The organism is Citrobacter sp. C13 (assembly GCF_014596815.2).
In the GTDB taxonomy this organism is placed as follows: domain Bacteria; phylum Pseudomonadota; class Gammaproteobacteria; order Enterobacterales; family Enterobacteriaceae; genus Citrobacter; species Citrobacter portucalensis.
Window position 1 is genome coordinate 4,616,166 of record NZ_CP115024.1, and the last position, 21,571, is coordinate 4,637,736.

Consider the following 21,571-nt stretch of genomic DNA (forward strand, 5'->3'; position numbering starts at 1 on the left):
ATTTTTTAACATTTCCATAAGCAACGCTTATTTGATTGGATGTGAATTAAATAACGTAAATTCACGGCATTTATTCGTTTGCTGAACCGATTTCGCAGCAATTGACGTCACGTGTTTTACGTGGCTTTATAAAAGACGGCTAAAAAGTTAAGTCCGCAAGATTTCGCGTGATAGTCAGGCGCGAAAGATACAGGACATATTCAAAATAGATGGGGTGTCTGGGTTAATATGAACGAACAATATTCCGCGTTGCGTAGTAATGTCAGTATGCTCGGCAAAGTGCTGGGAGAGACCATCAAGGATGCGCTGGGAGAGAACATTCTTGATCGCGTAGAAACAATTCGTAAGCTGTCCAAATCATCTCGCGCTGGCAATGAAGTTAATCGCCAGGAATTGCTCACCACACTGCAAAATCTGTCTAACGACGAGCTACTGCCGGTTGCCCGCGCATTTAGCCAGTTCCTGAACCTGGCCAACACCGCCGAGCAATACCACAGCATTTCGCCAAAAGGCGAAGCAGCCAGCAACCCGGAAGTGATTGCTCGCACTCTGCGTAAACTGAAAGAGCAGCCCAACCTCAATGACGCCACCATCAAGAAAGCCGTAGAATCACTCTCTCTGGAGCTGGTACTCACCGCCCACCCGACCGAGATCACTCGTCGTACGCTGATCCATAAAATGGGTGAAGTGAACGCCTGCCTCAAGCAGCTTGATAACAAAGACCTCGTCGATTATGAACGCAACCAACTGATGCGCCGTCTGCGTCAACTCATTGCTCAGTCCTGGCATACGGATGAGATCCGCAAGCTGCGCCCAAGCCCGGTTGATGAAGCCAAATGGGGTTTCGCGGTAGTTGAAAACAGCCTGTGGGAAGGTGTGCCGAACTACCTGCGCGAGCTGAATGAACAACTGGAAGAGCATCTTGGATATAAGCTGCCGGTTGATTTTGTCCCGGTTCGATTTACTTCCTGGATGGGCGGTGACCGTGATGGTAACCCGAACGTAACGGCAGATATCACCCGTCACGTGCTGCTGCTCAGCCGCTGGAAAGCGACAGACCTGTTCCTGAAAGACATCCAGTTTCTGATTTCTGAGCTGTCGATGGTGGATGCCACGCCGGAGCTGATGGCGCTGGTAGGCGAAGAAGGTGCAGCTGAACCTTATCGCTATCTGATGAAAACCCTGCGTTCTCGTCTGATGGCAACCCAGGCCTGGCTGGAAGCCCGTCTGAAAGGCGAGAAATTGCCGAAACCTGCGGGACTTCTCACCCAAAACGAGCAGCTCTGGGACCCGCTGTATGCGTGCTACCAGTCACTGCAGGCCTGTGGCATGGGTATTATCGCCAATGGCGAATTGCTCGACACCCTTAGGCGCGTGAAGTGTTTCGGCGTGCCGCTGGTGCGTATTGATATTCGTCAGGAAAGCACCCGTCACACTGAAGCCCTGGGCGAACTGACCCGTTATCTGGGCATTGGCGACTACGAAAACTGGTCGGAAGCGGATAAACAAGCTTTCCTGATCCGCGAACTGAATTCCAAGCGTCCGTTGCTGCCACGTAACTGGGAGCCGAGCAATGACACCCGCGAAGTGCTCGACACCTGTCGGGTCATTGCCGAAGCCCCATATGGCTCCATTGCCGCCTATGTTATCTCGATGGCGAAAACTCCGTCGGATGTGCTGGCCGTGCATCTGCTGCTGAAAGAAGCCGGAATTGGTTTTGCTATGCCGGTCGCTCCGCTATTTGAAACGCTGGACGACCTCAACAATGCCGATGACGTCATGTCGCAACTGTTGAATATCGACTGGTACCGCGGATTTATTCAGGGCAAACAGATGGTCATGATTGGCTACTCTGATTCCGCAAAAGACGCGGGCGTGATGGCGGCCTCCTGGGCGCAATACCAGGCTCAGGACGCGCTAATCAAAACCTGCGAAAAAGCCGGTATCGAACTGACGCTGTTCCACGGTCGCGGTGGTTCCATTGGTCGCGGCGGCGCGCCTGCCCATGCAGCGCTACTCTCTCAACCGCCGGGCAGCCTGAAAGGTGGTCTGCGCGTGACAGAACAAGGGGAGATGATCCGCTTTAAGTACGGCCTGCCGGAAGTGACCATCAGCAGCCTGTCGCTGTATACCGGAGCAATTCTGGAGGCCAACCTGTTGCCACCGCCAGAACCGAAAGATAGCTGGCGTCATATCATGGATGAACTTTCCGATATTTCCTGCGAGCTCTATCGTGGATATGTGCGTGAAAACAAAGACTTCGTCCCTTATTTCCGCTCAGCTACACCGGAGCAGGAACTGGGTAAACTCCCGCTCGGTTCACGTCCAGCAAAACGCCGTCCGACCGGCGGGGTAGAGTCTCTGCGCGCCATTCCGTGGATCTTCGCCTGGACGCAGAACCGCCTGATGCTCCCGGCCTGGCTGGGTGCAGGTACCGCGCTGCAAAAAGTGGTTGAAGACGGCAAGCAAAGCGAACTTGAAGCCATGTGCCGCGACTGGCCATTCTTCTCCACACGCCTTGGCATGCTGGAAATGGTTTTCGCGAAAGCAGACCTGTGGCTGGCAGAGTATTACGATCAGCGCCTGGTCAAAAAAGATCTGTGGCCGTTGGGTGCAGAGCTACGCCAACGCCTGGCAGCAGATATCGATGTCGTACTGGCGATTGCCAACGACTCACATTTGATGGCCGACCTGCCGTGGATTGCCGAGTCCATTCAGTTAAGAAATATTTATACTGACCCGCTAAACGTATTACAGGCAGAGCTGTTACACCGCTCACGCCTGGCGGAAGAGCAAGGCAATGCACCGGACCCTCGCGTGGAACAAGCATTGATGGTCACAATCGCTGGTGTCGCCGCTGGTATGCGTAATACAGGCTAACATCCCTCCCCCGTCGCCTTCGTGCTATTATTCGGAGGCGACGGCAAAAACCGCTGTTACAACCACTTCATTTTCAATATATTCCCCCTCGAATATATTCACTAAATGAATATATAGATGGCAAAACACGATCCTAAGATCGTGATGCTTCAGTTCCTCTTAATGTTTAAGTGCTACTCTTGGCGCTACAATTAAAGACAGGCTTACATTATGCAATCCTTACACCCCCAGTCTAAACCTAAATTTAGCTGGAAAGCCCTGGGTTGGGCGCTCCTCTATTTTTGTTTTTTTTCCAGTTTACTCCAGGTCGTTATTCTCTTATCCGGCTATAGCGGAACTAATGGTTTACGCGACTCCTTACTGTTCAGTTCGCTGTGGTTGATTCCGGTATTCTTATTTCCAAACCGTATCCGCGTTATTGCTGCCGTCATTGGCGTAATGCTATGGGCGGCCTCGCTGGCTGCTCTAAGCTATTACGTCATTTACGGACAAGAGTTCTCGCAAAGCGTTCTGTACGTAATGTTTGAAACCAATGCGAACGAAGCCAGCGAATATCTGAGCCAATATTTCAGTCTGAAGATTGTCTTAATTGCGCTGGCCTATACAGCTGTGGCAATTCTGCTATGGACACGTCTGCGTCCTGTGCATATTCCATCACCCTGGCGCTATCTGGTGTCGTTTGCACTGTTATACGGTTTGATTCTGCATCCGATGACGGTGAACACGTTTATCAAACATAAACCATTTGAAAAAACGTTGAATGGTCTCGCCTCACGCATGGAACCAGCTGCGCCATGGCAATTCATCTCCGGTTATTATCAGTATCGTCAGCAGTTGACCGCGCTGAACAGCCTGCTGAATGAGAACAATGCCCTACCGCCGTTGGCCAACTTTAAAGACAGCTCAGGTGATGCACCGCGTACGCTGGTACTGGTGATTGGCGAATCAACGCAACGTGGCCGCATGAGCCTGTACGGTTACCCACGCGAAACAACGCCGGAACTGGATGCGCTGCATAAATCCGATCCTAACTTCACCGTGTTCAATAATGTCGTGACCTCCCGTCCGTACACCATTGAAATCCTGCAGCAGGCGCTGACCTTCGCTAACGAGAAGAACCCGGATCTGTATCTGACTCAGCCGTCCCTGATGAACATGATGAAACAGGCAGGTTATAAAACCTTCTGGATCACCAATCAGCAGACGATGACTGCCCGCAACACCATGCTGACAGTGTTCTCTAAGCAGACGGATAAACAGTTCTATATGAACCAGCAGCGTACACAAAGTGCACGCGAATATGACAGCAACGTGCTGGCACCGTTTAAAGAAGTACTGGCTGACCCTGCACCGAAAAAGTTCATCATCGTGCACCTGCTGGGAACGCATATTAAGTACAAATTCCGCTATCCGGATGGTCAGGGTAAGTTCGACAATAATATCGACAATGTGCCCGCTGGCCTGAGTGACGATGAGCTGGAAGCCTACAACGATTACGACAGCGCGAATGTCTACAATGACCATATCATTGCCAGTCTGATTAAAGACTATAAAGCGACCGATCCGAACGGCTTCCTGCTGTACTTCTCCGATCATGGAGAAGAGGTATACGATACGCCGCCGCATAAAACGCAGGGTCGTAATGAAGACAACCCAACGCGTCATATGTATACGGTGCCGTTCCTGCTGTGGACCTCGGAAAAATGGCAGGCTGCACACCCGCGTGACTTCTCACAGGATGTGAATCGTAAATACAGCAGCTCAGAGCTTATCCACACCTGGTCTGATTTAGCGGGCTTCACCTATGATGGTTTCGATCCAACTCGTGCCATTACCAGCCCGCAGTTCAAAGAGACGACCCGCTGGATTGGCAACCCGTACAAAAAGAATGCCCTGATTGATTACGATACCCTGCCTTACGGCGATCAAATCGGTAATCAGTAACAGTCTGCCGGATGCGCTACGCTTATCCGGCCTACAGCTCGCAAAGACTTGTAGGCCGGATAAGGCATTAGCCGCCATCCGGCAATAATCACTTGAGGGCGATTGTTTTCAACGTTACTGTTTCCCTGTCTGCTGCCTGCAAGGGATTAACATGTATCACGACATCAGCCACCTGCTCTCTCGCCTGATCAACGGCCCCACACCGCTGCGGCAGATTTACTTTGCCAGCACCAGTAGCTCAACGCCGGAACTGGCGTATCAGGTCGATTTTCCCCGACTGGAGATTGTGCTGGAAGGTGAATTCACCGATAACGGTGTTGCTGGCGCATCCGCGACGTTACAGCCTTGCGATGCCTTGTTCGTTCCGGCTGGTGGCTGGAACTTTCCACAGTGGCTCACACCGGTGACCACGCTCAGTATCTTATTTGGCAAACAGCAACTGGGTTTTAGCATCGTGCAGTGGGACGGTAAGCAATATCAAAACCTTACCCGTCAGCACGTCGCGCGCCGTGGACCGCGTATTGGCTCATTCCTGCTGCAAACGCTCAATGAAATGCAGATGCAGCCGCAGGAGCAGCAAACCGCCAGGCTAATCGTTGCGAGCTTGCTGAGCCACTGCCGCGATTTGCTCGGCAGCCAGATCCAAACCGCATCACGCAGTCAGGCGCTTTTCGAAGCCATTCGCAACTATATTGACGAACGCTACGCTTCACCGCTCACCCGAGAATCCGTCGCGCAGGCGTTCTACATCTCACCCAATTATCTTTCCCACCTTTTTCAAAAAACGGGCGCTATCGGTTTTAACGAATACCTGAACCACACGCGACTGGAGCACGCAAAAACGCTGTTGAAGGGTTACGAATTGAAGATTAAAGAGGTGGCGCACATTTGTGGGTTTGTTGACAGCAACTACTTCTGCCGCCTGTTTCGCAAAAATACCGAACGTTCGCCATCAGAATACCGTCGGCAGTACCACAGCCAATTGACGGAGAAAGAAGCTAATCCAGAGTAAGATGCGTATGCTGTGGCGCTGAAAGCAGCTTTCGCACGGCGCTCATCACCCGCTGCGGCTCACGCAGAAATGCGCTAATGCCCGACTGAACGTATCGGCTCTGCGTAAAACGCTCTGCTCCTGCCGGTTCAATATCAGTAATCAGCAACACCACATCAGCGCGGTTAATATCCTCTTCCGTCAGGCGATTTTCGGTACCCAATGCACCCTGAGTTTCGATCTTGATACTCCATTTTTCTTGCTGGCAGAGTTTCTCCAGCCGCTCAGCAGCCATATAGGTATGGGCTACGCCGCTTACGCACGCGGTGACAGCAACCAGATATCGTACAGGTGCGATGGTCATACTATCCTCCTACTGTTACCTGAAATCCGGCGCATTCTGCCATCTTACGTATACTATCCACCTCTTGCGCAGTCGGTACGGGCACTTCTTTCATCAACCAGGGCAAATCGAGCAGGCTGTATTTGGGCTCGCCATATTGATGAAACGGTAGCAGGTGTACCTGCTTTATGCCTAGTGATGACAACATCGTCAACACATGCTGCGTGTTATCTGAATTCATCGTAAAGCCCGGAATCAGCGGCAGGCGAGGTATGACATTAACCCCTTCCTCCACCAATAACCGTAAATTCGCCAGCACACGCGGCAGATTCATGTTGATGATCTCACGTGCCAAATCTCCATCCATTATTTTGAGATCGAACAGCACCTCATCACACTCTTTTGCCAGCGATAACAAGCGACCGGCCGGCGCGTCGCCAGCCGTTTCAATTGCACAGCGCACATCCCAGCGCCGCAGACGTTGCAGGAACCGTGTGGCAAAGGGCGCTTGCATCAGCACTTCACCGCCGGAAAGCGTTACCCCTCCACCAGAAGAGCGAAAGAAAATATCATCTTTCATCACTTCACGTTCCAGATCGTCCAGCGTGATATCACGACCAATACGTTCAAACGCCCCAGAGGGACACTCGTCGGCATCACGCAGACAGGGTGTACAGTGCAGACATTTACTCTCCCGCCGTACCGTTTCAATACGTGGTGAGAGTGATTCCGGGTTAGCACACCAAGGGCAGGTATGCGGACAGCCTTTAAAAAAGACGACCGTACGAATACCCTGCCCATCATTCAGTGAGTAACGCTGAATGTTGAATATACGCGCGACGTCCTCGCCTCGTGGGTCAATTACTTCACAGTTGATGCGCGGTGCGGCGAATGATGTCATCCTGGATCTCCTTCGACAACTCGACAAAGAAGGCGCTGTAACCCGCCACACGCACCACCAGCCCGGTGAAATCCTGCGGGCGCTGCTGCGCTTCGCGCAATGTGTCGGCATTCACCACGTTAAACTGGATATGCTGGAGTTTGAGCTGGGTAAATGCCCGCAGAAAATCCGCCAGCTTGCGTAAACCGGCCTCACCTTCCAGTGTGGCTGGCGTAAACTTCACGTTCAGCAACGTCCCATTGGAAAGCAGTGTGTTATCCAGCTTGCTGACCGACTTCAATACCGCCGTCGGTCCTTGCATATCCTGTCCCAGCATCGGCGACAGGCCCCCATCTGCCAGTTGCTCTCCGGCGAAGCGGCCATCCGGTGTTGCCCCAACGACCGAACCCAGCGGCACGTGTGCAGAGACGGTATACGAACCCGGCGTAAATTGCCCGCCGCGCGGATTCTGGTATTTTTCTACCTCTTTGCAGTAATGACGTAGCAGTTCGGCGCTGATGTTATCTACATCATCGATATCGTTGCCGTATTTTTCGAAGCGATTGATCAGCCTGGCGCGAACTTTCTCGCCTTCCGGGGTAGCAAAGTTATCTTTTAGCACCGACAAAAGTTCATCAAAAGATAAGCGCTGTTGTTCGAATACCAGCCCATTGAGCGCATGCAGCGAATCGCTCAGGTTTGCAATACCGATCCCCTGTACGCCGGAGAAGTTATAACGCGCGCCGCCGTCGGTAATATCGCACCCTTTATCCAGACAGTCGCTAATAAACGAGGAGAGCAGCGGCACCGGTGCCCAGTCGCGGTGACCGATATCGCAGATATTACTGCCCTCCACCATCAACGTGATGTAGTGGCTGATTTTGGCACGAATATGCGCCAGGAGATCGTCGTACGTCAGAGTGCGGTTGCCTTCGTTCTCATGCAGACAAATTTCCATCACTTTCAGCAGATTAAACATAGCGATATCGTGCAAACCGTATGTTCTGCCTGGAATAGACAGCTCGACACAGCCTACTACCGCGTAATCCCGCGCATCTTCCAGAGAAACACCGCGATTCAGAAACGCGGGCACCACCACTTCATCGTTAAAGATTTGCGGGATGCCGGTACCAAGACGAATGGTCTGTGCTGTTTTCATCAGGAACGGTGTATCGATCAACGCATTCGTGCGCACACCGAGGTTTGGTTGTGGTAGCTGTACGTTCTGATACGCATCAAGACAGAGGAAAGACAATACATTTACCGCACTACGACCATTCTCCGTCAATCCCCCCAGTAGCGCGGTGTAGCCTGTTGGGAAGCCAGCGAAATAGCGAGCACTACTGGTGGATCGCAGCAGTACGATGTCATTACATTTCACCCACAGGGATTCGAGGATCTCTTGTAAGAATGCCGGGTCTTCCCCCTGCGTCAGCGAAGCCTGATAAAACGGCAGCATATACTGGTCGAAGCGTCCGAGTGAAAGCGAACTGGCGTTGGATTCATATTGCAAAATAATGTTCATGTACCAGAACAGCTGACATGCCTGCCAGAAGGTTTGCGGCTTGCTCTGGGCGTTATGCCGGGAGTTTTCAGCAATCGTCAGTAATTCCTGGCGTCGCTGCGCATCCGGGCAGCTTTCCGCCATCTTCTCTGCCAACATAGCGTAACGCAGAATATGGTTTTGCGAAGCCTCAAGCAGCAACAGCGCAGCCTGATAAAAGTGATTATCCGGCTGCTGCAGACAATGCGCCCGCATCTGCGCTACCAGCTCGCCAAGCCCGTGATTCAACAGGCGTGGATAATCAATAATGATATGTCCCTGACCTTTGTCAGTCTGGTTAATGCTAAAAATCTGGGTACTGACGGCGGCTTTTACCTCATCGGTCATCTGACCGTTGATGAAATCTTTCATCGACCGCTTTTCCCAGTACGGATACAGCACATCACGATAGCGATGTTTATCCTCTTCGCTGATGTCAAAACGGTCCTGCGGACGGGTTGGAAACTGCTCCAGCTCTTTAAGCAGCCAGTAAGGATCCATTTCCGGCGACATAATGCCCGCACGCGGTTTAACGGTACGGTTTCCGGCAATCAGTTCCTCATCACGAATCGAAATCTCAACGTGCTCAAGAATATATGCGGTGGCTTTCGCCCGACGCAGAATAACCGGCTCTCCCTCCGTCTGCTGGTGGCTGGCGGTATATAACAGCGCACGTTCAAGCGAAATTTCACGGTTGTTCTGAAACAGAGCGGTTTTTAAACGTTGGATGCGGTTAGTCATGAGCAACTCCTGCGGGAATAGTTGCCTGATGGCGCTACGCTTATCAGGCCTACGCATCTGTAGGCCGGATAAGGCGAAGCCGCCATCCGGCAAACAAACGGTTAAGCGGTTTGCGCCAGATGCGCGCCAATCTTGTTCATGATGGCGTCGGCACGTTTCACTGCATCGCTGATGTTGACGCGAACGATAGTTTTGCCCGCAAAACGTTCTTCAAATTTAATACCAATGTCCTTGGTCAGAATAACCATGTCGGCTTCCGCCACATCCGCCGCGGTCAGTTCGTTTTCCAGACCGATCGACCCCTGAGTCTCAACCTTTACTTGCCAACCTTTGGCTTTAGCGGCGCTTTCCAGCGCTTCGGCTGCCATATAGGTGTGGGCAACGCCAGAAGGACATGCGGTTACTGCGATAATCTTGGTCATGACTCATTCCTCACTTAATTCATTTCAAAATCTAAATCCAGGTCATCTTCTTTCTGATCGACCTGAGACACTTTTTTCCGCGCCAGACTTTTCAGTACGTTAACGCACACGGCGGTCACTACAGCACCAACGGCAACCGCCGCGATATAACCCAGTTTTCCTTCCACTACAGGCAGAACAATCAGTCCGCCCCAGCCGGCATAACACTGCGCACCAAACAGGGCGGCGGTTACCGTGCCGCAGGCGGAACCCACCATAATCGATGGGATGACGCGCAGCGGATCGGCTGCAGCAAACGGAATCGCGCCTTCTGTTACGCCAACACAACCCATTACCAGCGCAGCTTTACCGGCTTCGCGTTCTTCAGAAGAGAAGTTCTTACGACCAATCAGCGTCGCCAAACCTAAACCCAGCGGCGGCACGCAGATCCCCACCGCAGCGATTGCCACCACGGTATAAACCCCCTGCGCCACGCAAATCAGCATGAAAGCGTAGGCAACTTTGTTAATTGGCCCTCCCATATCGAAGGCCAACATCAGTCCCATAATTACCGCCAGCAATACGATGCTGCCCTGCTGCATACCCTGCAGCCACTCGGTCAGGCTCGTGGTTAACGCGCCAACGGGTTCTCCCAAGCCCCACATCATGATGCCTGCGGTGATAAAAGTGCCGACGATAGGAATAACAAAGATAGGCATTACCGAGCGCAACACCTTATGAACCGGGATCTTCTTCAGATAATGGACGACGATACCGCCAATAATCCCGGCAATTAATGCGCCAAAGAAACCTGCACCGAAGCTGTTTCCCACCCATGCGCCAATCGCACAAGGGGCCAGAGCAGAACGTTCAGCAATGGAATAGCCGATATAAGCGGCAAGAAATGGCACCATCAGCGTCAACCCAGCGACCCCAATATCAAAAAGCTTTTTGAGATTAGGATCGGTCGCAGCATCCGGTACCGCGCCCTTGCCATACAGCATGACGGAGACAGCCAGCAAAATACCGCCCGCTACGACGAAGGGAATCATATGCGAAACACCGGTCATCAGGTGCTGACGAGTATTTTTCAGGATTTGTACCAACTCTTTCATACGTCGCTCCCGGGCTGCCTAAAGCCCATATCCATAAACTTGTTGCGGAAAACAATAGGCAATCCGACGCGACGCAAACAGTGGATAAAAAGGCCATTTGCTGGACTTTTGTAATATCAGTACAAAAATGCGATCCGCCTCATAACTTGCAGTTTCTCGGAATTTATAGGGGATACGCTGACTTGTGAGGGATGTCTCACTTTGATGGTTACATTACATTTATCCAGTTTTTGGCAGTTTTGTCACATGGCAGGCTCAGGCGTTGCCCTTTTATCCTGTAGCGAGAAATCGTTATGGGAGATGAGGCTATGGCCCTGATTGTGGAATTTACCTGTGAGCTACCCAATGGCGTACATGCACGCCCGGCAAGCCACATAGAAACGCAGTGCAACACCTTTACTTCGCACATTGAGTGGCACAACCTGCGTACCGAACGTAAGGGCAACGCTAAGAGCGCGTTATCGCTGATTGGCACCGATACTCTGGCGGGTGATAGCTGTCAGTTGCTGATTTCCGGTACAGATGAACAAGCAGCTCACCAGCATCTGAGCCAATGGTTACGTAATGAATTTCCACACTGCGATGCACCGCTAGCGGAAGCCAAAAACAACGAGCTGGAGCCTCTTCCGGCATCGCTCACCCATTTAAATCCACAGCTTTTCCGCGCTCGCACCGTCTGCAGCGGCAGCGCAGGAGGCGTTCTGAGTCTGCTTTCTTCGCTGGATCTTAACGCGCTCAGTAACCTTCCATCCGCTCAAGATATTGAAACCGAGCAAGCGGCACTGGATAACGGTTTAACGCTGTTGATGAAAAATATTGAGTTTCGATTACTCGACAGCGACGGCGCTACCAGTGCGATTCTGGAAGCACACCGCTCGCTGGCAAGCGACCTCTCACTGCGCCAGCACCTGCTCGCCGGCGTATCACGCGGGTTAAGCTGCGCCCAGGCGGTTGTTGAAAGTGCCGGACATTTTTGTGATGAATTCTCCCGTTCAAGCAGCAGTTATTTACAGGAGCGTGCGCTGGATGTACGCGATGTTTGCTTCCAGCTTCTGCAGCAAATTTATGGGGAACAGCGCTTCCCAGCGCCGGGAAAACTGACCCAGCCTACGGTTTGCATGGCGGATGAGCTAACACCGAGCCAGTTCCTCGAACTGGATAAAACATTGCTGAAAGGCTTGCTGTTAAAAAGCGGTGGTACTACGTCACACACGGTGATTCTCGCCCGGTCATTCAACATCCCTACGCTGGTTGGCGTAGATATTGAATCTTTGAGGCCATGGCTGCAGCAAACAGTTTATATCGATGGTAACGCAGGAGCAGTCGTCGTTGCCCCTGATGAATCTGTCGTACGTTACTATCAGCAGGAAGCCCGTATCCAGGATGCCATTCGGGAACAACAACGTATCTGGCTGACCCAGGAGGCACGCACGGCTGATGATATCCGCATGGAAGTCGCCGCCAACATCGCCCACTCCGTGGAAGCGCAGGCAGCCTTTAGTAACGGTGCGGAAGCGGTTGGCCTGTTCCGTACGGAAATGCTGTATATGGACCGTACCTGCGCCCCGGATGAGAACGAGCTATACAACATTTTCTGCCAGGCGCTGGAACCCGCACAGGGACGCAGCATTATTGTGCGCACTATGGATATCGGCGGTGATAAACCCGTTGATTACCTGAATATTCCTGCTGAGGCCAACCCGTTCCTCGGTTATCGTGCGGTGCGTATCTATGAAGAATATGCCGCATTGTTTACCACGCAACTGCGATCGATCCTGCGCGCCTCAGCGCACGGTAGCCTGAAAATCATGATCCCAATGATCTCCTCCATGGAAGAGATCCTGTGGGTCAAAGAGAAACTGGCTGAAGCCAAGCAGCAACTGCGAAGTGAACACATTCCGTTTGATGAGAAGATCCAGCTCGGTATTATGCTGGAGGTTCCGTCTGTGATGTTCATCATTGACCAATGCTGCGAAGAGATTGATTTCTTTAGTATTGGCAGCAATGACCTAACGCAATACTTACTGGCGGTCGACCGCGACAACGCCAAAGTTACCCGCCACTACAACAGCCTGAATCCGGCCTTCCTGCGCGCACTGGATTACGCCGTGCAGGCAGTACATCGACAGGGGAAATGGATTGGCCTGTGCGGTGAACTGGGTGCCAAAGGTTCTGTGCTGCCACTGCTGGTGGGGCTGGGTCTGGACGAACTTAGCATGAGCGCTCCCTCCATTCCCGCCGCCAAAGCGCGGATGGCGCAACTCGACAGCCGTGCCTGCCGTCAATTGCTGAATCAAGCGATGGCTTGTCGAACCTCGCTGGAGGTCGAACATCTGCTGGCTCAGTTCCGCATGACCCAACAGGATACGCCTCTGGTTACCGCCGAATGCATCACACTGGACAGCGACTGGCGCAGTAAAGAAGAGGTCATCAAAGGGATGACCGACAACCTCCTGCTGGCAGGCCGTTGCCGCTATCCACGTAAACTGGAAGCAGATCTGTGGGCACGCGAAGCCGTCTTCTCTACCGGATTAGGTTTTAGCTTCGCCATTCCACACAGCAAATCCGAACATATTGAGCAGTCCACCATCAGCGTAGCGCGCCTGCAAGCGCCGGTACGTTGGGGTGATGATGATGCGCAGTTCATTATTATGCTGACGCTCAACAAACATGCCGCTGGCGATCAGCATATGCGTATTTTCTCGCGTCTGGCGCGCCGCATTATGCATGAAGAATTCCGTAACGCGCTGGTTAGCGCCGCCTCAGCCGACGCTATCGCCAGCCTGTTGCAACATGAACTTGAACTTTAAAGAGGATGTTTTTGTATGGAACTTTATCTTGATACCGCCAACGTCGCGGAAGTCGAACGTCTGGCACGCATTTTTCCTATCGCGGGAGTCACCACCAACCCAAGCATTGTAGCGGCAAGCAAAGAATCCATCTGGGATGTACTGCCACGCCTGCAAAACACCATCGGCGAAGAGGGTATTTTGTTTGCCCAAACCATGAGCCGAGACGCACAGGGCATGGTGGAAGAGGCCAAACGCCTGAGCAACGCGGTGCCCGGTCTGGTAGTGAAAATCCCGGTGACATCCGAAGGTCTGGCCGCGATTAAGATGCTGAAAAAAGAGGGCATCACCACGCTAGGAACCGCGGTTTACAGTGCTTCTCAGGGGCTACTGGCTGCGCTGGCGGGAGCTAAATATATCGCACCTTACGTTAACCGTATCGACGCGCAGGGCGGCGACGGAATTCGCACTGTACAGGAACTGCAAACGTTACTGGAACTGCATGCGCCAAACAGCATGGTACTGGCAGCCAGCTTTAAAACCCCACGTCAGGCGCTGGATTGCTTACTGGCAGGATGTGAAGCTATCACCCTGCCATTAGACGTAGCGCAACAAATGCTCAATACCCCTGCGGTAGAGTCAGCAATAGAGAAGTTTGAGCAGGACTGGAACAACGCATTTGGTCACATCAACCTGTGAGGGAAATAAAGTATGGATCGCATTATTCAATCACCTGGTAAGTACATCCAGGGTGCCGATGTTATTACCCGTCTTGGCAGCTACCTCAAACCACTGGCAGAACGCTGGCTGGTCGTTGGGGACAAGTTTGTCTTAGGTTTTGCCCAGGGCGCACTGGAAAAAAGCTTCCAGGATGCCGGACTGGCGCTGGAAATTGCACCGTTTGGCGGCGAATGTTCACAAAACGAAATCGACCGTCTGCGCGGCGTGGCAGAAAAAGCGCAGTGTGGCGCAGTACTTGGTATTGGCGGCGGTAAAACGCTGGATACCGCCAAAGCGCTGGCGCACTTTATGGGCGTGCCTGTCGCCATTGCCCCAACCATCGCCTCTACCGATGCGCCGTGCAGCGCGCTGTCCGTCATTTACACCGATGCCGGTGAATTCGATCGCTATCTGCTGCTGCCCAACAACCCGGACAGGGTAATTGTGGATACCAAAATTGTCGCGGGCGCACCGGCACGTCTGTTAGCTGCGGGTATTGGCGATGCGCTGGCGACCTGGTTCGAAGCCCGTGCCTGTTCACGTAGCGGCGCAACCACCATGGCGGGCGGTCAGTGTACTCAGGCGGCGCTGGCGCTGGCAGAGCTGTGCTTTAATACGCTAATCGAAGAAGGTGAAAAAGCGATGCTGGCAGCCGAGCAGCACGTGGTTACACCAGCACTGGAACGTGTTATTGAAGCCAACACCTATCTGAGTGGCGTCGGTTTTGAAAGCGGTGGTCTGGCAGCGGCTCACGCCATTCATAACGGTCTGACCGCAATCCCGGATGCGCATCACTACTATCACGGCGAGAAAGTGGCTTTCGGTACGCTGACGCAGCTGGTGCTGGAAAACGCGCCGGTCGATGAAATTGAAACCGTTGCAGCACTGTGCCATTCCGTTGGCCTACCGATTACCCTGGCGCAACTGGATATCAAACAGGATATCCCAGCGAAAATGCGCATTGTGGCTGAGGCAGCCTGTGCCGAAGGCGAAACCATCCACAACATGCCTGGCGGCGCGACGCCGGACCAGGTGTATGCCGCCCTGCTGGTGGCTGATCAGTACGGTCAACGTTACCTGCAAGAGTGGGAATAACCTGCAAATAGAAAATCCCCGCAAAAGCGGGGATTTTTTTATTCATACCATGCCGGATCCGCGCAAGCGACATCCGGCATTAGCTGTTACAGCAGATCGAAACGATCCAGGTTCATTACTTTCACCCATGCGGAAACGAAATCTCTCACAAACTTCTCGTGAGCATCGCTGCAGGCATAAACTTCAGCCACTGCGCGCAGTACGGAGTTAGAACCGAACACCAGATCGGCGCGGGTTGCCGTGTATTTCACTTCGCCGCTCAGACGGTCACGACCTTCGAACAGCTCTTTTGACTCATCAACCGCCTTCCACTCATGACGCATATCCAGCAGATTGACGAAGAAGTCAGTGCTGAGTACGCCTGGACGATCGGTAAAGACGCCATGCTGGCTGCCGTCGAAGTTGGCACCCAGTACGCGCATACCGCCCACCAGCACAGTCATTTCCGGTGCGGTCAGCGTCAGCTGCTGTGCTTTATCGATCAGCAGCGACTCGGTGGTCGACACGTCAGGACGAGAGCGGTAGTTACGGAAACCATCGGCAATCGGCTCGAGCAGTTCAAACATCTCAATATCCGTTTGATCCTGGCGCGCATCCACGCGGCCCGGTGCAAAAGGTACTTTGATGCTGACACCCGCAGCGCTAGCCGCCTGCTCTATACCAACAACCCCGGCCAGCACGATAATATCGGCTAACGAAGCGGTATGGGCTGACTTATAAATGCCTTCCAGCACAGGCAGTACGCGTGCCGCGGTAGCATTCACATCCCAGCCACGCTGTGGGTCCAGCGCCAGACGCGCACCGTTAGCGCCGCCACGTTTATCCCCACCGCGGAAAGTTGATGCCGAAGCCCACGCTACCGATACCAGTTCGCCCACGGACAACCCGGAAGCGGCGATGGTCGCCTTCAGCTTCAGAATATCTTCTTCGCTTGGGTTGAAGAACGCATGCGGCAGCGGGTCTTGCCAAATCAGATCTTCTTTTGGTACTTCCGGTCCGATGTAGCGCGATTTTGGCCCCATATCACGGTGCGTCAGCTTAAACCATGCACGGGCAAACGCTTCGTTAAACGCCTGCGGATCGTTCAGGAAACGGCGGGAGATCTTTTCGAACTCAGGATCAAAACGCAGCGTCAGGTCGGTAACCAGCATCGTCGGCTTACGTTTTTTCGATGGATCAAACGGATCGGGAATAATTTCTGGTGCGTCAACGGCTTCAAACTGAATCGCGCCTGCCGGACTGCGAGTTTGTACCCACTCGTATTTGAACAGGTTCTCGAAGAAATAGTTGCTCCATTGGGTCGGCGTCTGCGTCCACACAACTTCCAGACCGGAAGTAATTGCGTCTGCACCCGCGCCGCTGCCGTAGCTGCTGGCCCAGCCCAGGCCCTGCGCTTCAATCGGCGCGGATTCTGGATCGGCCCCAACATGCGAAGCCGGTGCTGCGCCGTGGGTTTTGCCCAACGTATGACCGCCGCCAATCAGCGCCACGGTTTCTTCGTCGTTCATGCCCATGTTGCCGAAGGTCGCACGAATCGCCGCTGCCGCTGAGAGCGGTTCGCCGCTATGGTCCGGCCCTTCTGGGTTTACATAGATAAGACCCATTTCGGTCGCGCCCAAAGGCGCTTTTGCCAGTTCTTCCGGATGACGGTGGGTCAGCCAGGCTTTTTCATCACCCCAGTTTACGTCGAGATCCGGTTCCCAGACATCTTCACGACCGGCACCAAAGCCGAAGGTACGGAAGCCGGAGTTTTCCAGCGCCACGTTGCCCGCGAGGATAAACAGGTCAGCCCAGGAAATTTTCTGACCATATTTCTGCTTGATTGGCCACAGCAGACGACGCGCTTTATCCAGGCTGACGTTGTCCGGCCAGGAGTTCAGTGGTGCAAAACGCTGCTGTCCGCGACCCGCGCCACCGCGTCCATCGATGGAGCGATAGGTCCCTGCACCGTGCCATGCCATGCGGATAAACAAACCGGCATAGGTTCCCCAGTCAGCGGGCCACCACGGTTGAGATTCGGACAGAAGGGCTCTGAGATCCCCTTTCAGGGCAGAATAGTCGAGTTTGCTAAATTCTTTGCGGTAGTCGAAGTCCTCACCCAGCGGGTTCGAACGATTGGAATGTTGGTTTAAAAGATCAACGCGGAGTTGATTAGGCCACCAGTCGCGGTTATTCGTTCCTGCTCCCGCGCTCTGATCGTGACCGCCCTGATGAAAAGGACACTTACCGGCAGTTGATGCGTTCTGGCTATCGTCGGACATGCTCATCTATATGCTCCCTTTACAGTGTTCTGACTACGATATACACCACCAGAGATAAGATATAGTCGAAATAACCCACAGATTCGATAGCTAATTCCTTTTATATTTTAAGTTACAGAGATGTAGATCAAAATGATCAAAAAAAAGCCCTCCGTAGAGGGCTGGGGCATCTGTTTAATTCGGTCTTACACCCAGTGTGTGACAAATTGCGTAGCTCATCTCGGCGCGGTTGAGCGTATAGAAGTGAAAATCTTTCACCCCTTCGCGACTGAGGATCTTCACCATGTCCATGGCGATATTCGCTCCCACCAGCTTGCGGGTTTCGGCGTCATCATCCAGACCATCAAACATGGTCGACATCCAGGAAGGGATACGAACATTGGTCATATCGGCAAATTTTTTCGCCTGCTTAAAGTTAGATACCGGCAAGATGCCCGGAATAATTTCCACATCGATACCCGCAGACACGCAGCGATCGCGAAAACGCAGATAGCTTTCTACATCGAAGAAAAACTGGGTAATCGCGCGGTTTGCACCGGCATCTACCTTGCGTTTCAGGTTCAGCAAATCGGCCTGAGCGCTCTTCGCTTCCGGGTGTACTTCCGGATAAGCCGCAACGGAGATATCAAAGTCAGCAACGTCTTTCAGCAGAGTCACCAGGTCAGAGGCATACATATCCGGTTTACCGCTTCCCGGCGGCAGGTCACCGCGCAGAGCAACAATATGACGAATACCGTTATTCCAGTAGTCCTGAGCAATGGTGCGCAGCTCATCGCGGGTCGCATCAATACAGGTCAGGTGCGGAGCCGCTTCAAGACCCGTGCGATCCTTAATGCCTTTAATAATGCTGTGCGTGCGGTCGCGCTCACCAGAGTTTGCACCGTAAGTGACTGAAACAAATTTCGGCTTCAGGCTGCTCAGGCGATCGATAGAGTTCCACAGGGTTTGCTCCATTTCACTGGTGCGCGGCGGGAAAAATTCGAAAGAAACGTTAATCTGCCCCTGCACTTCGGCCAGACTCTGATTCAGCGCTTCCCGCTGGTTGGCGTGAAAAAAGCTCATACCTTACCTCATCAATCTTTTGTCGTTATATGTTGTGTTGTGAACTGCTATACGTTTAGACGTCTAGATGTAAAAATGACGGAAAAGCACGCTGGCGTCAACACAAAAATCATCGTTAAAGGTGAGGAATACTCAGCCAACGTGAAAAAAATTCACATCAGCCTGAAATGATGGGGGATTGCGGCACGACCGTCTGCAAGCCGTTAACGAGAGCGGTGACAGCCTCGCCTCTGGCCAGAGCGCGGGTAAGACGCAATACGGGTAGGTTTAACCCAGGATGAGAGTTGAAGTGATTATGCAGAAGGCTGTTGACGTATTTTATCCGGCCAGGGTCACAAACGAACCGTCGGCCGGATCATCCGGCAACAAAAACTACAGCAGCTGCGCCAGACGGTTGATGTCTGACTGAATAGCGCCGGCGGTGACGTCACGACCTGCGCCCGGTCCACGGATCACCAGCGGGTTATCGCGATACCAGCGGCTTTCAATGGCAAATACGTTATCGCACGGCAACAGCGCCGCCAGCGGGTGTTCAGGACGAACCGCTTCAACACCAACGCGCGCTTTACCGTTAGCATCAAAACGCGCCACATAGCGTAGCACCAGCCCCATTTCACGCGCCGCTTCCAGACGCTGCACCATCTGCTCGTTCAGTTCATCGCCATTCTCAAAGAAATGGTCAATAGAGCCTTCTTCACAGTGCGCAGGCACCAGCGATTCCACGCGAACCTGGTCCGGTTCGATGTCGTAACCTGCTTCACGCGCCAGAATCACTAGCTTGCGCATCACATCTTTGCCGGAAAGATCTACGCGCGGATCGGGTTCAGTCAGACCCTGTTGCCACGCCTGATCCACCAGATCGGTGAACGGGACCGTGCCATCAAATTGCAGGAACAACCACGACAACGTGCCTGAGAAGATCCCGCTGATCGACAGAATGGTATCTCCGCTATCAATCAGATCGCGCACGGTATGGTTGATCGGCAAGCCTGCACCCACGGTGGCGTTATACAACCAGTGGCGACCGGTTTTTTCAAAAGCGTCATGAATTTGGCGATAATTATGACTGCTGCTCGCCCCCGCCAGTTTGTTGGCGCTGATAACGTGGAAACCATGGCTGGCAAAATCCAGATACTGATCCGCCAGTTGCTCGCTGGCAGTAACGTCCAGCACCACTAAATCATCATACGGGTGAGCACGCATCCACAGGAATAGAGACTCTTCATCCTGCTCTACTGCCTCGTCATCAAAGAAAGCTAACGCGCGGCTGGCATCCAGCCCTTCGTAATTCAGCAGACTACGACGGCTATCAACCACACCCGCCAGCACAAACTCTAATCCGGTGCGCGCCGAGAGCGTGCTCTGCTCGCGAGCGAACAGCTCCAGCCAGCGCGAACCAATGTTGCCTTTGCCGAACAACACCAGACCAATGCGTTTTTCCGCACGGAAAATTGACTGATGCAGACCCTGAATCAGGCTCTCTGTTGGCCCAGTACGCAGTACCGCGACCAGGCTGATACCCTCTTCCGATTGCCAGGTGAATTCAACCGGCTGACCTTTCAACTGTTGCCAGAAACGGTGGCAATGCAGCGGATTACGGGTGACGCCCGCCCCGACCATCGCCACCAGCGCCAGCCCCTGGCGCAGACGCAGCTCGCCTGGCAGACCAGCTTCATCAAGAATTTTCAGTGCGCCGTCAGCGACTTCGGAGGTATAGCAAAATTGCAGCAGTTGGCGGTCAGGATGCACACCCACTGCCAGCGGACGCACCTGGGTACGTTTTAAAACCTGATCAATCTCTTTATAAGCCAGCTTAAAGTCTTGGCCAGTCGGAACCAAAAACTCAATCAGGCAGACGTCATCATGACTGGTCACAATACGCGCCCCGGTACCGGAGGCTAGTACGCGTTCAATGCGCGTTGAACCCTGCTCCGGCGTATAGCTACAACGCAGTTGGAGATCGATATCGCTACCGGAAACCGGCTGTAAGGTACGGGCATGGAGAACCGGTGCCGCCAGACGCGCCAGTTCGCTGGCTTCATCCAGACGCAGCAGCGGCAGCAAACAGGCGTCTTTTACTTTACGCGGATCCGCGCTGTAAACCCCGGCGACATCGCTCCAGATAGTTACGCGAGAAACGCCCGCCAGCGCGCCAACCTGCGTCGCCGAGTAGTCGGAGCCGTTACGCCCCAGCAGGACCGTTTCACCGGAATTGCTGCGGCTAATAAAGCCGGTAACCACCAGCCGTTTACCCGGATGCTGCGCCAGCAGTTGCTGTAGCAGCGGGTAAGAAAGACCTTCATCTACCTGCGGCTGGGCACCGCGTTCAGCACGTAAAAAATCGCGCGCATCCAGCCAGGCTGACTCCAGCCCCTGTTGGTTAAGGACCGCAGACATCAAACGCGCGGACCATACCTCACCATGCCCAACAACCTCAGCATAGACGGCATCGTTCACACCGCGGTCGAGTAATCCGGCCAGACGCTCCAGATCGTGAATAAACGCGCCAATCAGTCCATCCGCTACCTCAGGAGGTAACAAACCGCTGATAAGCTCACTTTGATAGCGACGTAACGCCTGTTGAACCTGATGCGCAGAAAGGCGATCGGTCTGGCTTAATTTCAGCCAGCTAATCAACTGGTTAGTGGTACTGCCTGCGGCTGAAACAACCATCATGTCATCAGGCTGCGAGTAATCCGCCATAATGCCTGCGACACGCAGATAACATTTCACGTCTGCCAGACTACTACCACCAAATTTGTGCAGTTGACGACCCTTCGCCCCTGCCTGCGCAATAACACTCATG

Annotated in this window: 14 protein-coding genes; 6 read left to right on the forward strand and 8 right to left on the reverse strand. The window is 53.3% G+C overall.

Translation table 11 applies throughout. From position 1 onward, the window contains the following. Nucleotides 1-228 precede the first annotated feature (228 nt). From ppc to IB222_RS22075, 3 genes are all read left to right on the forward strand, one after another. Nucleotides 229-2,880, forward strand: a complete 2,652-nt coding sequence (gene ppc / locus IB222_RS22065) for a phosphoenolpyruvate carboxylase (protein WP_003825139.1) — start codon at nt 229-231, stop codon at nt 2,878-2,880. A 210-nt stretch (nt 2,881-3,090) separates the two neighbouring features. Next, entirely contained in the window at nt 3,091-4,824 is a 1,734-nt protein-coding gene (locus IB222_RS22070; protein ID WP_126957417.1) for a phosphoethanolamine transferase CptA, read from the forward strand. Between the two features lie 151 nt (nt 4,825-4,975). Continuing rightward, the gene (locus tag IB222_RS22075; RefSeq protein WP_008787053.1) at nt 4,976-5,836 is read left to right on the forward strand and encodes an AraC family transcriptional regulator; all 861 of its coding nucleotides are present in this window, start codon (nt 4,976-4,978) and stop codon (nt 5,834-5,836) included. Here the strand turns inward: IB222_RS22075 and IB222_RS22080 are convergent. The 5 genes from IB222_RS22080 to IB222_RS22100 form a co-directional block, all read right to left on the reverse strand. Continuing rightward, the gene (locus IB222_RS22080; protein ID WP_126319602.1) at nt 5,823-6,179 is read right to left on the reverse strand and encodes a PTS fructose-like transporter subunit IIB; all 357 of its coding nucleotides are present in this window, start codon (nt 6,177-6,179) and stop codon (nt 5,823-5,825) included. The two genes, IB222_RS22075 and IB222_RS22080, sit on opposite strands and share 14 nt — an antisense overlap. A gap of 1 nt (nt 6,180) precedes the next feature. Further along, a complete protein-coding gene (locus IB222_RS22085; RefSeq protein ID WP_149384911.1) occupies nt 6,181-7,059 on the reverse strand; it encodes a [formate-C-acetyltransferase]-activating enzyme in 879 nt (292 codons plus the stop codon). Further along, on the reverse strand, nt 7,025-9,322 hold the full coding sequence (locus IB222_RS22090; RefSeq protein ID WP_149384910.1) for a formate C-acetyltransferase: 2,298 nt from the start codon (nt 9,320-9,322) through the stop codon (nt 7,025-7,027). Before IB222_RS22090 ends, IB222_RS22085 begins: the two co-directional genes overlap by 35 nt. Nucleotides 9,323-9,423: 101 nt before the next feature. Next, nucleotides 9,424-9,744, reverse strand: coding sequence for a PTS fructose-like transporter subunit IIB (locus tag IB222_RS22095; protein WP_003825151.1), 321 nt, complete (start codon nt 9,742-9,744; stop codon nt 9,424-9,426). Between the two features lie 14 nt (nt 9,745-9,758). Then, nucleotides 9,759-10,838: a PTS fructose transporter subunit EIIC gene (locus IB222_RS22100; RefSeq protein WP_003825153.1), complete on the reverse strand. Its 1,080-nt coding sequence runs from the start codon at nt 10,836-10,838 to the stop codon at nt 9,759-9,761. Nucleotides 10,839-11,146: 308 nt separating this feature from the next. On the opposite strand from IB222_RS22100, the gene ptsP reads away from it, so the two are divergent. Genes ptsP through IB222_RS22115 form a run of 3 tightly spaced genes read left to right on the forward strand, consistent with a single transcriptional unit; the run spans nt 11,147 to nt 15,442 of the window. Beyond that, nucleotides 11,147-13,648: a phosphoenolpyruvate--protein phosphotransferase gene (gene ptsP, locus IB222_RS22105; protein ID WP_149384915.1), complete on the forward strand. Its 2,502-nt coding sequence runs from the start codon at nt 11,147-11,149 to the stop codon at nt 13,646-13,648. 15 nt (nt 13,649-13,663) lie between these two features. Next, a complete protein-coding gene (gene fsa / locus IB222_RS22110; RefSeq protein WP_126319610.1) occupies nt 13,664-14,326 on the forward strand; it encodes a fructose-6-phosphate aldolase in 663 nt (220 codons plus the stop codon). Nucleotides 14,327-14,338: 12 nt separating this feature from the next. After that, nucleotides 14,339-15,442 (forward strand): glycerol dehydrogenase, encoded by a 1,104-nt coding sequence (locus tag IB222_RS22115; protein WP_003825158.1) that lies wholly within the window; start codon nt 14,339-14,341, stop codon nt 15,440-15,442. Between the two features lie 86 nt (nt 15,443-15,528). On the opposite strand, the gene katG is transcribed toward IB222_RS22115, so the two are convergent. The 3 genes from katG to IB222_RS22130 form a co-directional block, all read right to left on the reverse strand. Beyond that, nucleotides 15,529-17,709: a catalase/peroxidase HPI gene (gene katG / locus IB222_RS22120; protein WP_003825159.1), complete on the reverse strand. Its 2,181-nt coding sequence runs from the start codon at nt 17,707-17,709 to the stop codon at nt 15,529-15,531. 168 nt (nt 17,710-17,877) lie between these two features. Further along, nucleotides 17,878-18,765 (reverse strand): methylenetetrahydrofolate reductase, encoded by an 888-nt coding sequence (metF, locus tag IB222_RS22125; RefSeq protein ID WP_003825161.1) that lies wholly within the window; start codon nt 18,763-18,765, stop codon nt 17,878-17,880. A gap of 372 nt (nt 18,766-19,137) precedes the next feature. Next, complete coding sequence (locus IB222_RS22130) at nt 19,138-21,570, reverse strand: bifunctional aspartate kinase/homoserine dehydrogenase II (protein ID WP_149384909.1); 2,433 nt, start codon at nt 21,568-21,570, stop codon at nt 19,138-19,140. Between the last annotated feature and the right edge of the window lies 1 nt (nt 21,571).

Coding starts and splice junctions, on each gene's coding strand:
- IB222_RS22090 (WP_149384910.1), bottom strand. CDS start 9,322: ATGACTAACCGCATCCAACGTTTAAAAACCGCTCTGTTTCAGAACAAC.
- IB222_RS22095 (WP_003825151.1), bottom strand. CDS start 9,744: ATGACCAAGATTATCGCAGTAACCGCATGTCCTTCTGGCGTTGCCCAC.
- IB222_RS22115 (WP_003825158.1), top strand. CDS start 14,339: ATGGATCGCATTATTCAATCACCTGGTAAGTACATCCAGGGTGCCGAT.
- ppc (WP_003825139.1), top strand. CDS start 229: ATGAACGAACAATATTCCGCGTTGCGTAGTAATGTCAGTATGCTCGGC.
- ptsP (WP_149384915.1), top strand. CDS start 11,147: ATGGCCCTGATTGTGGAATTTACCTGTGAGCTACCCAATGGCGTACAT.
- IB222_RS22100 (WP_003825153.1), bottom strand. CDS start 10,838: ATGAAAGAGTTGGTACAAATCCTGAAAAATACTCGTCAGCACCTGATG.
- IB222_RS22075 (WP_008787053.1), top strand. CDS start 4,976: ATGTATCACGACATCAGCCACCTGCTCTCTCGCCTGATCAACGGCCCC.
- metF (WP_003825161.1), bottom strand. CDS start 18,765: ATGAGCTTTTTTCACGCCAACCAGCGGGAAGCGCTGAATCAGAGTCTG.
- IB222_RS22130 (WP_149384909.1), bottom strand. CDS start 21,570: ATGAGTGTTATTGCGCAGGCAGGGGCGAAGGGTCGTCAACTGCACAAA.
- IB222_RS22085 (WP_149384911.1), bottom strand. CDS start 7,059: ATGACATCATTCGCCGCACCGCGCATCAACTGTGAAGTAATTGACCCA.
- IB222_RS22080 (WP_126319602.1), bottom strand. CDS start 6,179: ATGACCATCGCACCTGTACGATATCTGGTTGCTGTCACCGCGTGCGTA.
- IB222_RS22070 (WP_126957417.1), top strand. CDS start 3,091: ATGCAATCCTTACACCCCCAGTCTAAACCTAAATTTAGCTGGAAAGCC.
- fsa (WP_126319610.1), top strand. CDS start 13,664: ATGGAACTTTATCTTGATACCGCCAACGTCGCGGAAGTCGAACGTCTG.
- katG (WP_003825159.1), bottom strand. CDS start 17,709: ATGAGCATGTCCGACGATAGCCAGAACGCATCAACTGCCGGTAAGTGT.